Genomic DNA, 12,582 nt, shown 5'->3' with positions numbered 1-12,582 from the left:
GCGCCGGTGTCCTGCTGATGCTGTGCGCTTATGCTGCGCCGCGCCGGGGCATGTGAGGCGCCGCGTGTCCCCTGATGTGGCGAGTGGCGCCGTCCTGCCGCACGATTGACGTGCATCAAGCGTGGCAGATGGGCGGTTCTTATGCTGATGGGAGTACCTCGCGGCCTGGCGGGATGGCAAGGCCAACATCAACTGGTTAACGGAGGTGGGTATGCTGAGCGATAGTGAAGTCAAAAAGAATGTCGAGCATGAACTGGACTGGGCGGCGGATGTCAGCGCCGGCGATATTGGCGTAGCGGTCAAGGACAGCGTGGTCACGCTGACGGGCTTCGCGCACAGCTTCGGCGACAAGATGCGCGCCGAACGCTGCGTCAAGGGCGTGGCCGGGGTGGCTGGCGTGGCCAATGATATCGAGGTGAGGCTGGCAGGCCAGGCCCGGCCCGATCCCGAAATCGCGCGCGATGCCGTGGCGGCTCTCAAGGCGCAGTTGCCCAGTTCCTCCGAGGCGATCAAGGTGGTGGTGCAGGATGGCGTGCTGCGGCTGGAGGGACCGGTGGCGTGGAATTACCAGCGCCAGCGGGCCGAGGAGGCGGTGCACAATGTGCGCGGCGTGCGCAGCGTCGTCAACCAGATCAGCTTGCGGCCCAGTGCCTCGGCTGGCGAAGTACGGCAAAAGATCATTTCGGCTTTCCAGCGTAGCGCCACCGTCGACGCCGCGCGCCTGACGGTCGAGGCGCATGGCCCGCGCGTCGTACTGAGCGGCAATGTGCGCTCGTGGGTAGAGCGCGAGGATGCGGAAAAAGCCGCCTGGAATGCCCCCGGTGTGACGGAAGTGGAAAACCACGTCAAAATCAATCCAACGCTGGCATAGCCGCCGGCAATCGCGAAACGGCGCATGCAGCGGCGTATCTGCCGCTCCATTCGCTTGAGCATCGGCCACTACCTGCCGCGCAACTGGATGGTTTGTTGCGTTGGTATTGTGCCGTGGTATTGCGCCGTTTGCCAGGTGCATGCCTAGATGGGCGACAGGCCGGGAGCGAAGGCGGGCGGGGCTTGCCCGAGCCGGCCCAGTTCCGCTGCCAGAGTCCTTATCTGTTCAAGATGGTGGCTTGTCCGCACCGCATCTTCGCGCAGGCACAAGCTGGCAATGGCTTCCCGGTGGCATAGCGCGGCCATTTCGTCGAGCGCGTCCTTGCCACCCCGTCCGGCCATGGTGCAAAACAGGCCGACGCGATGAAAATGCTGGCGCTGCTGTTCAATGTAGCTGCGCATGGGCGCGCTCATATGACCCGCCCAGACTGGCGTTCCCAGCACGATGAAGGGATAGTCGGACGGATGCCGTTGCGCGGCGGCGATGGGCGCCGGAATGCGGCACACGGCTTCCCAGCCGGCACGCAGGAAGCCGCTTGCCTTGCGGTAGGGGCGCAGCGCCTGCAGTGCTTCCAGGTCCGCGCCGCATGCCGTGGCCAGGTCCTGGGCGGCCTGCGCGGTCACGCCCGTGCGTGAAAAGTATACGATCAGACAGCTTTTCATGGTCTTCTCCTCGATGGACAGGTTCTGATGGCGTGCTTGCATGCCCGCATGGCGCGCGGCGTTTCAGCCGGCCATACCGTCCGCGCGTTTATCGGCTGTAGACGGCGCCGGCATCGCGGGGCCAGGAAAACCCACCGTCTGGGCCAGGATGATGCGCTGGGTTTCCCGCAGCCCCAGGACGTGGGCCAGCACCGGCCGGTCCACCCAGGCGCGGGCCACGGTAGCGAGGCCCTGCGCGGCGCAGAACAGGTAGACGTTCTGGCTGATGTAGCCCGTATCGAGCGCGGCATAGAATTTTTGCTCCCAGCGGGGCGCATGGTCCATTCTGGCCAGGTCGGCGACATACACGAGGTTGACGGGCGCCTGGGCCACAAAGTCTTGCCAGCCCGTTGCCGCGCGCACGTCGCGCTGGCCCAGCTGGCGCAATGCGCCGGCGGCAGGTTCGAACAGGAACAGGCCGTCTTGCTGGGCCACATAGATGTCGATCTCCTGCCAGTTCTTCGCCGACGGGGCGGTGCGCTGTCCCGTCTCCTGGCGGTTCACGCCGGATGCGGCCCACAGCAGTTGCGCCAGCACCGCAAGGGGCACGCTGCGGGGCGAGAACCGGCGTTCGCTGCGCCGTTGTTTCATTACACTGAGCAGCGACTCGCTCAGCGGCGTCAGTACGCCTTGCGCGTCGTCAAGCGGCAAATTATGCAGCAGCGGATCGCTGCCCAGCAGGCTGGTTTCCTCGAGCATGACATCTTCCCTCCCGGTTTGGGTGCCTGGCGGCTGGCGGCGGTGAAACGCCGGATATGAGTACGACCGGGCGCGGGGCAAAAGAGTTCACGCCGTTTGCGCGCCGCGCGGGATTCCGGGCGGCGCCGTCCGGATGGCGTGCCCGGGCGCCGGATGGCCGCGCGGCGCGTTGGTATGCCAGACTGAGCAATGACCGTCTTATTCCATATCAAATTACGCGCGTTTCATTCGCCTGCCTTTGTCGTGCCTCAAGGCGGTCGTGGCACGCCGTCCTAACATGGGACTTCCGCGCCAAATGGCGCACCGCCGCAGGCAAGAAGAACAGGAGGATGTATGCGTATTCGGAACGGTATCTTGGTATGGCTTTTTGCAGGATTTGCCGGCATGCTCGGCGCTGGCGCCGCGGCGCAAACGGCGGACCGCGCCGCCACCCCGGCGCAGTCCGGCCAGGCATCGGCGCAGACGGCGGCGCAGCGGGTCACGGACGCCCTTGCCGTCGTGCGCCAGCTCGATGCGGAGCCGCGCATGAAGCAGCTGCTGCAGCAGGCAAAGGGCGTGCTGATCATCCCTTCGTATGGCAGGGCGGCACTCGGTGTCGGCGCGCATGGCGGTGCCGGACTATTGCTGCTCAAGCGTGCGGATGGCAGCTGGAGCGGCCCCGCTTTCTACAATATGGGCGGCCTGACGGTGGGCCTGCAGGCGGGGATCGAAGGCGGCCCGATGGCGATGGTGCTCAATAATGACAAGGCGGTGCAGGAGTTCATGAAGAAGAACAACTTTTCGCTGAGCGCCGATGCCGGCCTGACCGTCGTCAACTGGAGCAAGCTGGCGCAAGGTACGGCGGGTACGGGCGATGTGGTGGCCTGGAGCGCATCGAAGGGGCTGTTTGGCGATGTCGTGACAGTGGGCCTCAATGATATCCGTTTCAACCAGGCCATGACCAACGCCTATTACGGACGTACGCTGTCGCCCCAGGATATTGCCGCTGGCACGGTCAGCAATCCGCAGGCCCAGCCTTTACAGCAGGCGCTGGGCAGTGCTTCCACCGTCGCCAGGTAGCACACGGGACGCATGTGTGCGATTCGCCCGCAATACCTGGAGCGTCCGGACGGCCTGATCGCGCCGTCGCACGGGGTGATGCGGCAAGAGTGGGGCGATGCGGAGCACGCGTCCGGCGCGCATGCGCGGCGTTGCCGCCAGCGTTGTCAGTCATCAGGGAGTAGCCATGTTTCGACATATCCTGTTTCCCACCGACGGCGAAGGTCCGTCCCGCGCGGCGATGACGCCATGCGTCACGTTCGCGAAAGAGTGTGGTGCGCGCCTGACGGTTTTGCACGTATTGGGCCCCTTCCATGTACTCAGTACGGACGCGGACATGCTGCGCGATACACCCGAAAGCTACGCCGCGCATAGCCAGGCGCATGCCCGGGCCTGCATCGAGCAGGTGGCCGCCTGCGCCCGGGCGCAAGGCGTGGTCTACGAGACGATGGTCGTGCAGCACGACGATCCCTACCTTGCCATCATCGAGGCGGCGTGCATCCAGCATTGCGACCTGATTGCCATGGCCTCGCATGGCCGGCGCGGCGTGCGGGCCATGCTGCTGGGCAGTGAAACGCAGAAGGTACTGACCCACAGTCAGTTGCCGGTTCTCGTTTATCGCTGAGACATTGCCCGGCAGTGGCAAGCCGCTTCCCCTGCTGCCACAGGAAGGCAGCGAGGTGGGACAACGGCGCATCGGCAGCGCTGCCGGCGGGCCGCCGCACTGTCGTTTTGCATGAGGACCGCACCATTGAATGCCAGTGAAGATGCGCGCTTGTCGCCAGAACCGCCAGCCGACCGGAAGCTGGCCCGGGCGGCGCTGCAACAGTCGCAGCTGCTGCAGCGGCTGGCGCGCCGGCTGGAGGCGGTGGCGTCGCGCGTACGGCTGATTGAGACCGATATTTCCTGGATATTGCTGGCGGGTGATCTGGCCTATAAATTCAAGAAGGCCATGCGCCGCGATGTCCTCGATTACAGCAGCCTGGCGGCGCGCCACTTTGCCTGCGAAGAGGAACTGCGCTTGAACCGGCGCCTGGCGCCCGCCTTGTACCTGGGCGTGAGCGCCATTACCGGTCCGCGCGCCTGTCCCGCCATCGACGGACGGGGCGCGGTGCTGGAGCCCGCCGTGCGCATGCGCCGCTTCGCGCAGTCGGCGCTGTGGCAGGCGCGGCTCGATGCCGGGCAGCTTGGCGCCGCCGAGGCCAGCGCTTTTGCCGTGGCAATGGCCGATTTTCATGCCGCCGCGCCGCGCGCCGGCCGTGAGCAGCCGTGGGGGCGCGCCGCGCTGATCGGCGCGCGCACGCGCGAGGACTTGGCCGGCATTGCCCTTGTGTTGAACAACCCGCACCAGCGCGCCTCGCTTGCTGACGTGGCCGCCTGGCTGACGGCGCAGGAGCAGCCCCTGGCGCGCGTGTTTGCGCAACGCAAGGCCGGTGGCTGGGTGCGCGAATGCCATGGGGATTTGCATTGTGGAAATATCCTCACGCTGCAAGGGCAGGTGGTCGCGTTTGACGGCATCGAATTCAATCCCGCCTTGCGCTGGATCGACGTTGCCCAGGACTTGGCCTTCCTCTGGATGGACTTGCAGTGCCAGGGATGGGGAGGGCTGGCAGCCCGGCTGTTGAATGACTACCTGGAGCGCGGCGGCGACTATGGCTGCCTGGCCGTGCTGCCGTATTATCGGGTGCAGCGTGCGCTCGTGCGCTGCAAGGTCGCCTTGCTGCGCGCCTTGCCAGGCAAGCCTGGCCGCATTGCGGCGCAGGCGCAGGCGGCGCGCTATCTGGCATACGCCCATGCTTGCGCCAGGCCGGCTGCACCGGCGCTGCTGATCGCGCATGGGCTGTCGGGCAGCGGCAAGTCCTGGCTATGCGATGCGCTGGTCGAGCCGTTGGCGGCGGTGCGTTTGCGCTCCGATGTGGAGCGCAAGCGGCTGTACGGGGCAAACGTGGCGGAACGCACCCGGTTTGCGCCTGGCGAAGGCATGTATGACCGCGCCAGCAATAGCGGCACTTACCGCCAGCTCGCGCGGCTGGCGCAACGGGGTCTGGAGGCCGGTTTCACGATGCTGGTCGATGCCGCCTTTCCGGAGCGCGCCTGGCGCCTGGCATTTCGCCGCCTGGCCCGGCGCTGCAAGGCGCCTTTCCTGCTGCTGCACGTGAGCGCACCGCTGCCCCTGCTGCTGGCGCGCCTGAGCGAGCGCGCCCGTGCCGGCCAGGATCCTTCCGATGCGGACCCTGGCGTGCTGGCCCATCAACTGGCAGCCGGCGTGCAGGCATTGCCGCCGGATGAGGCGCTGGATGCGGTCGAGATATGCAATGACGCCGGATTCGACGGCCCCGCGTTGGCGGCGCTGCTGCGGCGGCTTTGCCAGGCGCTGCAGCAGCGCGGCGCCGCCATCGGCGTTGCCTCGGACCCGCCAGCGGAACCGGCTCCGCCGGCATGACGGGCTTGGCGCCGCTGCGGCAGCCGCCCGCTGCCTTCCGGCCTCAGTCTATTTCATACAATTCCGTGTGGCCGAAGCCTTTTTGATAGTCGAGCACGGAAATGACGCGCGGGTCGATGCGCAGGAAAATGGCGCCCGCCCACGGCATGGCTTCCGTTCCCGCCATCATTTCCCTGATCTGCGGGAAACGCCGCAGCAGGCAAGCGGACGCGTGCTCCGCCTCGTCGCGTTCGCCGATGATGCGCGCCGTGGCGCCCATCGACAAGCCTTGTATGTGCTGCCAATCCGCATAGGGCCGGGTGATGGTCAGCGATACCTTGTTGTTCAGCTGTATGTTGCAGGCTTTCTGGCTGCCCAGGCCCACGCCGGCGTACAGCGTGAGATTGTCGTTGGCATAGCTGACGGTCGTGGCGTGCGGGTAGCCGTCCGGCCGCACGGTGGCCAGGGTCATGTCGGGTACCAGCCGCATCAGATGCAGGATGAAATCGCGGGTGCTGTGGTTCAGTCGCATGGTGTCGCTCCGTGAGCCCGGTCTGTCGGGCCATGCCGTCCACCATAATCCGATTGCGGCCGGCGCGCATGCATGCACGTTGATCGGTATCAGGCAATGCGCATTTGGCGTGCCAGAATCTTGAATCGGACACAAAAGCAGGTGCTGTTTTTCATTTTGGTGTTTGTGCAATATCAAGGCGTTTCGTTTGATGCAGGTCATGCGATGCCTGCCAGCGGCTTCTAAGATGGGGAAGTCGTCCGCGTGCGCGCCCCCTGCCGGAGAGGTCTCTCCAGCCGCGCAGGCGGCAGTACTGCATTTCAGGAGAGCAGACATGGCCAACAGCTTGATGTCATTGAATCCGTTCAGCGAGCTTGCCCGGTTCGATCCGTTCCGGGATCTGGATGATTTTCTGCAGGAATACACGGCATTGCCGCGCCTGCGCACGGCCGATGCCGCGCCACGCATGCGCCTGGATATGTCGGAATCGGACCAGGCGTATGTCGTCAAGGCTGAAGTGCCTGGCGTGCAGAAGGAAGACATCAAGGTGGCCATCGACGGCAAACAGGTGTCCATCAGCGCGGAAGTAAAGAAGGAAGAGCGCCAGGAAAACGGCAATATGGTACGCAGCGAGCGGTACTACGGACAGCAGTACCGCAGTTTCAGCCTGCCGCACGAAGTCGACGAGAGCAAGGCGGAAGCCCGGTGTCAGGACGGCATCCTGGAACTGACCCTGCCAAAAAAGGCGGGCGGTGCCAGCAGGACTTTGCAAATACAATAACGTCAGATGCTTGCGCGAGCCGCACGATGTCGTTAACAGGAGCAAAGCATGGCCAGCATATTGCAGCGTATCACACCGCTTGCGCGGCATTGGCGCTTGCCGACCCGGGCACGCATGGAAGAGGGGCTTCATCGCTGGCGCCTCGCGCACGCATTGCGTGCCATGCACAAACGGCGCAATTTCCGGCTCGATATCGCGGAAGCGGACGATGCCTACCAGGTCACGGCGGAGATGCCGGGCTACGACAAGGAGGCACTGCGGGTGGAGATCGACGGTAGCGCCGTATCGATCCATGCCGAGGGTGGCGCTGCCGGCGCGGCGCCCGGTACGCGCCAGCGGGAACCGCAGTACCGTTACTTTACCTTGCCGCAGGCGGTTGACGAGCGTGCCGCGACCGCGCGCTACCGGCATGGCATCCTGGAACTGACGCTGCCGAAAAAGACGGATGGCCGCGGCAAGTACCTGACGGTACGCTGACTTTGCCAGGCGGCGCCAATGATGCAGCCGGACAGCATGCTGGCCATGCAGTGGCCGGGACCAGGCCAGGAATTGCGGGCGGTGCAAGTAGCAGTGCCAGTATGCGGCGTGCATGAGGTGCTGTTGCGGGTTCTGGCCTGCGGCGTGTGCCGCACGGATCTGCATATCGTCGATGCCGACCTGGCGCCGCACCGCTTGCCGCTGATACCTGGGCATGAAATTGTCGGGCAGGTTGTCCAGGCTGGTGCTGGCGTCGAACGCTTCGGCATCGGCCAGCGCGTGGGCGTGCCCTGGCTGGGCGGTACCTGCGGCAGCTGCCCATACTGCGGGCAGGGGCGCGAGAACCTGTGCGACCGGCCCAGCTTTACCGGCTACGACCGCGATGGCGGCTATGCGCAGTTTGCGCTCGCCGACGCGCGCTACTGCTTTGCCATGCCGTCGGGCTACGATGACGCCCATGCGGCGCCGTTGCTGTGCGCGGGCCTGATCGGCTATCGCGCCTATCTCATGGCCGGTGCCGGCCGGCGCCTGGGCCTGTATGGTTTCGGTGCCGCTGCGCACATCGTTGCCCAGGTGGCGCTGGCGCAGGGGAGGGAGGTGTATGCCTTTTGCCGGCCCGGCGATGCGCGCGCGCGCCATTTCGCCTTGTCGCTCGGCGCCACCTGGGCCGGCGGCAGCGACGTGGCGCCGCCGCAGTTGCTGGACGCCGCCATCATCTTTGCGCCCCTCGGCAGCCTGGTGCCGGCCGCGCTGTCGGCCTGCGTCAAGGGCGGCACCGTCGTGTGCGCCGGCATCCACATGTCGGCGATTCCATCGTTTCCCTATGCGCTGCTATGGCAGGAACGCTGCGTGCGCTCCGTGGCCAATCTGACCCGTGCCGACGGCGAGGCTTTTCTGGACCTTGCCGCCAGGCTGCCGTTGCACACGTCGGTGACGACATGTCCCTTGAGCGAAGCGAATCGTGCGCTGGCAACCTTGCGTAGTGGCATGGTTGACGGGGCGCTGGTGCTGTTGCCGGACTGGCACACATGAACCGGCGCGCCTGAGGAGGGCGGGCCATGGCCCGTGTATGGGCACGCCGACACGGAATGCGCGGCGCAATGGAATGGGGCTGCCCGTCCGACGTCAGCACGGGCATAGAATGATCGGCCCAGGCAAGGAATGGCTGGCAAGTAACCCCAATAAATGATGGTGCTTTCCAACTTTCATAAGCGGGGCCCTGCGGCGTTGCCTGCCGGTAGCAGTGCGCGCACTGAGTCGCGGCGGACGCCTTGCATCGCAGCAGCTTGTGTTTGCTATAAATTCACATTACCCGGGGAACGGTCGCCCAGTTCGGCTTTACCCTCCATCTGCACGCGCGTGGCGAGGAGGCGTGGCGTATGAAACGAGAGGCAAGTTTCCGTGCGCGACGCTGGGTTGTTGAACGCACGCCCAGTTGGATGAACCGCTTCCGTCGCATCCTGGTCCGATGGGAAAAGCTCGCCACGACCTATCTCGCCTTTCTGCATATCGCCTGTGCCGTGATTACGTGGCGTGCTGCTGGCCTACTGAAATAAGCTCTTAGTGCGACATCAGCACGGGTAAAGTCATCGAACGCAGCACGGTGCGCGTGACGCCGCCCAGCAGGATTTCGTTCCAGCGCGGGTGGCCATACGCGCCCATCACGAGCAGGTCGGCATTGTGCCCCGCGGCCAGCGACAATAGGGCCTCGCCCACGGGCAGGTCAGGCGGCGTGCTTTGCCGCAGGACTTCCACCTGCACGCCATGACGCGCAAGAAACAGCGCAATGTCAGCGCCCGGCTGGGGACCGTGTACGCCATGTTCGCGTTCCGGATTGAACACGGCGACCGTCACGAGCTGGCTGGCGCGCAGCAGGGGAAGCGCATCGCTGACGGCGCGTGTGGCGGCGCGGCTGCCATCCCAGGCCACCAGCGCGTGCCGGTCCACATGCGCGTAGCTGCCCGCGTGCGGCACCACCAGTACGGGCCTGCCCGCAAACAACGCCACATATTCCGGCAGATGTTCGCTTGCGCCTTTTTCGTTGTCGTTCGCATGACCTTGGCTCAGCACGAGCAGATCGGCATAGCGCGCCTGCAGGGTCAGGTTGCTGGCGGTGTCGAGCTCGCTCAGGCGGCGTTCATGGGACACGTCGGCGGAACGGGCCTGTGCCTCGAAGCGGTCGAGCGCTTCCAGCACGGCTGGCCTGGCTTCCGGTCGCGCCGCTTGCGTGGCGGCGCCCACCAGGTGGGCCTGCTGGCTGCCTGCGACGAGTGCCGCCACGGCGATGCGTTCGCGGGCGCGGGCCGCGCCATCCACGTGTACCACGATAGTCTTGTAGGGCATGCTGTGCTCCCTGTGCAGGTAGGCTTCCAGCCTAGCAGGCGCCTGCGGCCAGCGTCTGATCTGCATCATGTATTGGCCTCTTTGGCGGAAAGTACTGGCGGCACCGCCGCGCCAGCGTGCCGTTCGCCGGGCGCGATCCATGGTAGCCTTGTGTTCTGCGCCATAGCCTGTCGGCTGCCGGAGATGTGCCATGCCACTGCGTCAAGAGGAAACGACCGGTTGGACCAGCGCCGAGGCGGCGTCGCGCCTCGCCGCCGATGGCCCGAACGAATTGCCCGCTGCGCGGCCGCTGGGCCGCTGGCGTCTGCTGGCCGAGATCGTCGGTGAGCCGATGCTGCTCCTGCTGGTCGCGTGCGGCATGGTGTATCTGCTGCTGGGAGACCGCCAGGAGGCGCTCATGCTGCTGGCCTTCGTGCTGCTCGTCATCGGCATCAGCTATGTCCAGCGTGCGCGCACGGAGCGCTCGCTGGCGGCCTTGCGGGACTTGTCCAGCCCGCGCGCGCTGGTCATCCGCGACGGCCGCCAGGCGCGCATCGCCGGCCGCGAACTGGTGCGCGGCGACTTGCTCCTGCTGGCCGAAGGCGACAGGGTGCCGGCCGACGTGACCTTGCTCGCCGCTTCCAACCTGATGGTCGACGAATCGATGCTGACGGGCGAAGCGGCGCCCGTCATGAAGCAGCCTGCGCCACGCAACCACCCCAGCCCGGGGCCCGACGGCTGCGTGTACGCGGGCACGCTGGTGACGCAGGGCACGGCCAGTGGCACCGTGAGCGCGACGGGCACGTACAGCGCGCTGGGGCGCATCGGCGCCTCGCTGGCCACGCTGGGGGGAGAACTGACGCCAGTGGAGCAGGAAACGCGGCGCGTCGTGCGTTCGGTGGCCATCGGCGCGCTGGGCCTGGCGGCGGCGCTGGGCGTGGCCTACTGGTGGCTGCGCGGCGACGCCCTGCGCGGTCTGCTGGCCGGCTTGACATTGGCCATGGCGCTGCTGCCGGAGGAACTGCCGGTGATCCTGACCCTGTTCCTGGGACTGGGGGCCTGGCGGCTGGCGCGCGCACACGTGCTGGCGCGCAGCATCCCGGCCATCGAACTGCTGGGCGCCACGACGGTGTTGTGCGTCGACAAGACCGGCACCCTGACTTGCAACCGCATGCAGCTGTGCCAGCTGTGGTCGGCGCAGGCGCGCCATGCGTGCGGCCCGGCGCCGGCGCCAGCCTTGCCCGAAGAGTTGCACCGGCTGCTCGAATATGCGGTGCTGGCCAGCCACCGGCAAGCTTTCGATCCCATGGAAGCGGCCATCGGCGCGGCTGGCGCGCGCTTGCTGGCCGGCACCGAACACCTGCATGGCGACTGGACCCTGGTCGACGATTATCCCCTGTCGCGGCGCATGCTGGCCATGTCGCGCGTGTGGCGCTCGCCGGGGCGGCAAGATTACGTGATTGCCGCGAAGGGCGCCCCGGAAGCCATCATGGACCTGTGCCACCTGGACACTGCGCAGTGTGCGGCCATCGCGGCACAGGTGGCCGTCATGGCCGGTCAAGGCTTGCGCGTCATCGGCGTGGCGGGTGCCGCCTTCGCCGCGCCGCCGCTGCCATCGGATCAGCACGACTTTGATTTTGCCTTCCTTGGCTTGCTGGCGCTGGAAGATCCCGTGCGCCCCGAAGTGCCGGCGGCGGTGGCGCAATGCCGCGATGCCGGCATGCGCGTGGTGATGATCACAGGCGACCATCCCGCCACCGCCTTGTCGGTGGCGCGCCAGGCCGGCATTGCCACGGACGGGGAAGCGCTGACGGGTGTTGAACTCGACGCCCTGGATGACGCCGCGCTGGCGTTGCGCCTGGCGCAGGTGCGGGTATGCTGCCGCATCGCGCCGCAGCAGAAGCTGCGTCTGGTGCAAGCCTTGCGCGCGCGCGGCGACATCGTCGCCATGACGGGCGACGGGGTCAACGATGCGCCTGCGCTCAAGGCGGCGCATATCGGGGTGGCCATGGGCGCGCGCGGCACCGACGTGGCGCGCGAGGCCGCCGCGCTGGTCTTGCTGCAGGACGATTTTGCATCGCTGCTGACGGCCGTGCGCCATGGCCGGCGCCTGTTTGCAAATTTGCGCAAGGCCATCGTCTTCATCGTCGCCATCCACGTACCCATCGCGGGGCTGTCGATACTGCCTGTCCTGCTGGGCTGGCCGTTGCTGCTGTTGCCCGTGCATATACTATTTCTGCAATTGATCATCGACCCTGCCTGTTCCGTCGTCTTCGAGGCCGAGCCCATCGACGACGACGCCATGCGCAGGCCGCCACGGCCACCGGGCCAGCCGCTGTTTTGCCGCGACATCCTGCTGCGCGGTGTGCTGCAGGGCGCCGGCTTGCTGGCCATGCTGCTGTGCCTGGGCGCATACATGCGTGTATCGGGCCAGTCCGACGATGCGGTGAGGGCCGCCGTCTTCCTTGCCCTGGCGCTGTCGAATCTGGCGCTGATCCACGCCAACCGCCGCGCCGCCGCTCTGCGCCGGGCGCCAGCCGCAGGCGCGAATCCATATTTCGCCTGGATCAGCGGCGCCTGCGTGCTGCTGTTGCTGCTGGTGCTAGGCGTGCCCGCGCTGCGGCAGCTGTTCGCCTTTGCCGTGCCGGGCCTGGCGGCGCTGGCGTTCTGTTGCCTGGTGCCGCTGCTGGCGCTGGCATGGTGCGCGCTGCTCAAGCGCTATGGGCCGGCTTCCGCCGGCGCGGGGGGCGCTGCCAGGCC

Annotated in this window: 12 protein-coding genes and 1 pseudogene; 9 read left to right on the top strand and 4 right to left on the bottom strand. The window is 66.6% G+C overall.

Annotated features, from left to right (window positions below; translation table 11 throughout):
* The first annotated feature begins 211 nt into the window (after positions 1–211).
* Positions 212–871, top strand: a complete 660-nt coding sequence (locus tag AC07X6_RS26700) for a BON domain-containing protein (protein WP_494792956.1) — start codon at positions 212–214, stop codon at positions 869–871.
* A gap of 143 nt (positions 872–1,014) precedes the next feature.
* Here AC07X6_RS26700 and AC07X6_RS26695 read toward each other — a convergent pair whose 3' ends face one another.
* Together AC07X6_RS26695 and AC07X6_RS26690 are read right to left on the bottom strand one after the other, a co-directional pair.
* Positions 1,015–1,533, bottom strand: coding sequence for a flavodoxin family protein (locus AC07X6_RS26695; RefSeq protein WP_494792955.1), 519 nt, complete (start codon positions 1,531–1,533; stop codon positions 1,015–1,017).
* Between the two features lie 63 nt (positions 1,534–1,596).
* Positions 1,597–2,271, bottom strand: coding sequence for a nitroreductase family protein (locus AC07X6_RS26690; protein WP_494792954.1), 675 nt, complete (start codon positions 2,269–2,271; stop codon positions 1,597–1,599).
* A gap of 384 nt (positions 2,272–2,655) precedes the next feature.
* Between AC07X6_RS26690 and AC07X6_RS26685 the strand changes: the two genes are divergently transcribed.
* The 3 genes from AC07X6_RS26685 (at position 2,656) to AC07X6_RS26675 (ending at position 5,752) form a co-directional block, all read left to right on the top strand.
* Positions 2,656–3,330: a lipid-binding SYLF domain-containing protein gene (locus AC07X6_RS26685; protein ID WP_494792953.1), complete on the top strand. Its 675-nt coding sequence runs from the start codon at positions 2,656–2,658 to the stop codon at positions 3,328–3,330.
* 166 nt (positions 3,331–3,496) lie between these two features.
* Complete coding sequence (locus tag AC07X6_RS26680) at positions 3,497–3,934, top strand: universal stress protein (protein WP_494792952.1); 438 nt, start codon at positions 3,497–3,499, stop codon at positions 3,932–3,934.
* Between the two features lie 126 nt (positions 3,935–4,060).
* Positions 4,061–5,752 carry a bifunctional aminoglycoside phosphotransferase/ATP-binding protein gene (locus AC07X6_RS26675; protein WP_494792951.1) on the top strand — a complete coding sequence of 564 codons (1,692 nt, stop codon included), beginning with the start codon at positions 4,061–4,063 and terminating at the stop codon, positions 5,750–5,752.
* A gap of 43 nt (positions 5,753–5,795) precedes the next feature.
* On the opposite strand, the gene AC07X6_RS26670 is transcribed toward AC07X6_RS26675, so the two are convergent.
* Positions 5,796–6,263 (bottom strand): pyridoxamine 5'-phosphate oxidase family protein, encoded by a 468-nt coding sequence (locus AC07X6_RS26670; RefSeq protein WP_494792950.1) that lies wholly within the window; start codon positions 6,261–6,263, stop codon positions 5,796–5,798.
* Positions 6,264–6,576: 313 nt separating this feature from the next.
* Here AC07X6_RS26670 and AC07X6_RS26665 point away from each other — a divergent pair, with 313 nt between their 5' ends.
* The 4 genes and pseudogenes from AC07X6_RS26665 to AC07X6_RS26650 form a co-directional block, all read left to right on the top strand.
* Positions 6,577–7,023, top strand: coding sequence for an Hsp20/alpha crystallin family protein (locus AC07X6_RS26665; protein ID WP_494792949.1), 447 nt, complete (start codon positions 6,577–6,579; stop codon positions 7,021–7,023).
* Between the two features lie 48 nt (positions 7,024–7,071).
* Positions 7,072–7,500 carry an Hsp20/alpha crystallin family protein gene (locus AC07X6_RS26660; RefSeq protein ID WP_494792948.1) on the top strand — a complete coding sequence of 143 codons (429 nt, stop codon included), beginning with the start codon at positions 7,072–7,074 and terminating at the stop codon, positions 7,498–7,500.
* A gap of 36 nt (positions 7,501–7,536) precedes the next feature.
* A complete protein-coding gene (locus AC07X6_RS26655) occupies positions 7,537–8,532 on the top strand; it encodes a zinc-dependent alcohol dehydrogenase family protein (RefSeq protein ID WP_494792991.1) in 996 nt (331 codons plus the stop codon).
* A 281-nt stretch (positions 8,533–8,813) separates the two neighbouring features.
* Positions 8,814–9,056: pseudogene (locus AC07X6_RS26650) on the top strand (transposase); the annotation flags it as partial.
* Positions 9,057–9,060: 4 nt separating this feature from the next.
* Here AC07X6_RS26650 and AC07X6_RS26645 read toward each other — a convergent pair.
* Positions 9,061–9,843 carry a universal stress protein gene (locus AC07X6_RS26645; RefSeq protein WP_494792947.1) on the bottom strand — a complete coding sequence of 261 codons (783 nt, stop codon included), beginning with the start codon at positions 9,841–9,843 and terminating at the stop codon, positions 9,061–9,063.
* 190 nt (positions 9,844–10,033) lie between these two features.
* Here AC07X6_RS26645 and AC07X6_RS26640 point away from each other — a divergent pair.
* A partial coding sequence (locus AC07X6_RS26640; protein ID WP_494792946.1) for a cation-translocating P-type ATPase occupies positions 10,034–12,582 on the top strand: 2,549 nt, incomplete at its 3' end.

This window comes from Janthinobacterium sp. GW460-12-1-14-LB5 (assembly GCF_059423585.1).
This window is presented reverse-complemented; position numbering and strand designations above follow the sequence as displayed.

What these genes read in the sequence shown, in the direction of transcription:
- AC07X6_RS26680 (WP_494792952.1), top strand. Translation starts at nt 3,497, where the DNA reads ATGTTTCGACATATCCTGTTTCCCACCGACGGCGAAGGTCCGTCCCGC.
- AC07X6_RS26670 (WP_494792950.1), bottom strand. Translation starts at nt 6,263, where the DNA reads ATGCGACTGAACCACAGCACCCGCGATTTCATCCTGCATCTGATGCGG.
- AC07X6_RS26695 (WP_494792955.1), bottom strand. Translation starts at nt 1,533, where the DNA reads ATGAAAAGCTGTCTGATCGTATACTTTTCACGCACGGGCGTGACCGCG.
- AC07X6_RS26700 (WP_494792956.1), top strand. Translation starts at nt 212, where the DNA reads ATGCTGAGCGATAGTGAAGTCAAAAAGAATGTCGAGCATGAACTGGAC.
- AC07X6_RS26665 (WP_494792949.1), top strand. Translation starts at nt 6,577, where the DNA reads ATGGCCAACAGCTTGATGTCATTGAATCCGTTCAGCGAGCTTGCCCGG.
- AC07X6_RS26685 (WP_494792953.1), top strand. Translation starts at nt 2,656, where the DNA reads ATGCTCGGCGCTGGCGCCGCGGCGCAAACGGCGGACCGCGCCGCCACC.
- AC07X6_RS26655 (WP_494792991.1), top strand. Translation starts at nt 7,537, where the DNA reads ATGCTGGCCATGCAGTGGCCGGGACCAGGCCAGGAATTGCGGGCGGTG.
- AC07X6_RS26645 (WP_494792947.1), bottom strand. Translation starts at nt 9,843, where the DNA reads ATGCCCTACAAGACTATCGTGGTACACGTGGATGGCGCGGCCCGCGCC.
- AC07X6_RS26690 (WP_494792954.1), bottom strand. Translation starts at nt 2,271, where the DNA reads ATGCTCGAGGAAACCAGCCTGCTGGGCAGCGATCCGCTGCTGCATAAT.
- AC07X6_RS26660 (WP_494792948.1), top strand. Translation starts at nt 7,072, where the DNA reads ATGGCCAGCATATTGCAGCGTATCACACCGCTTGCGCGGCATTGGCGC.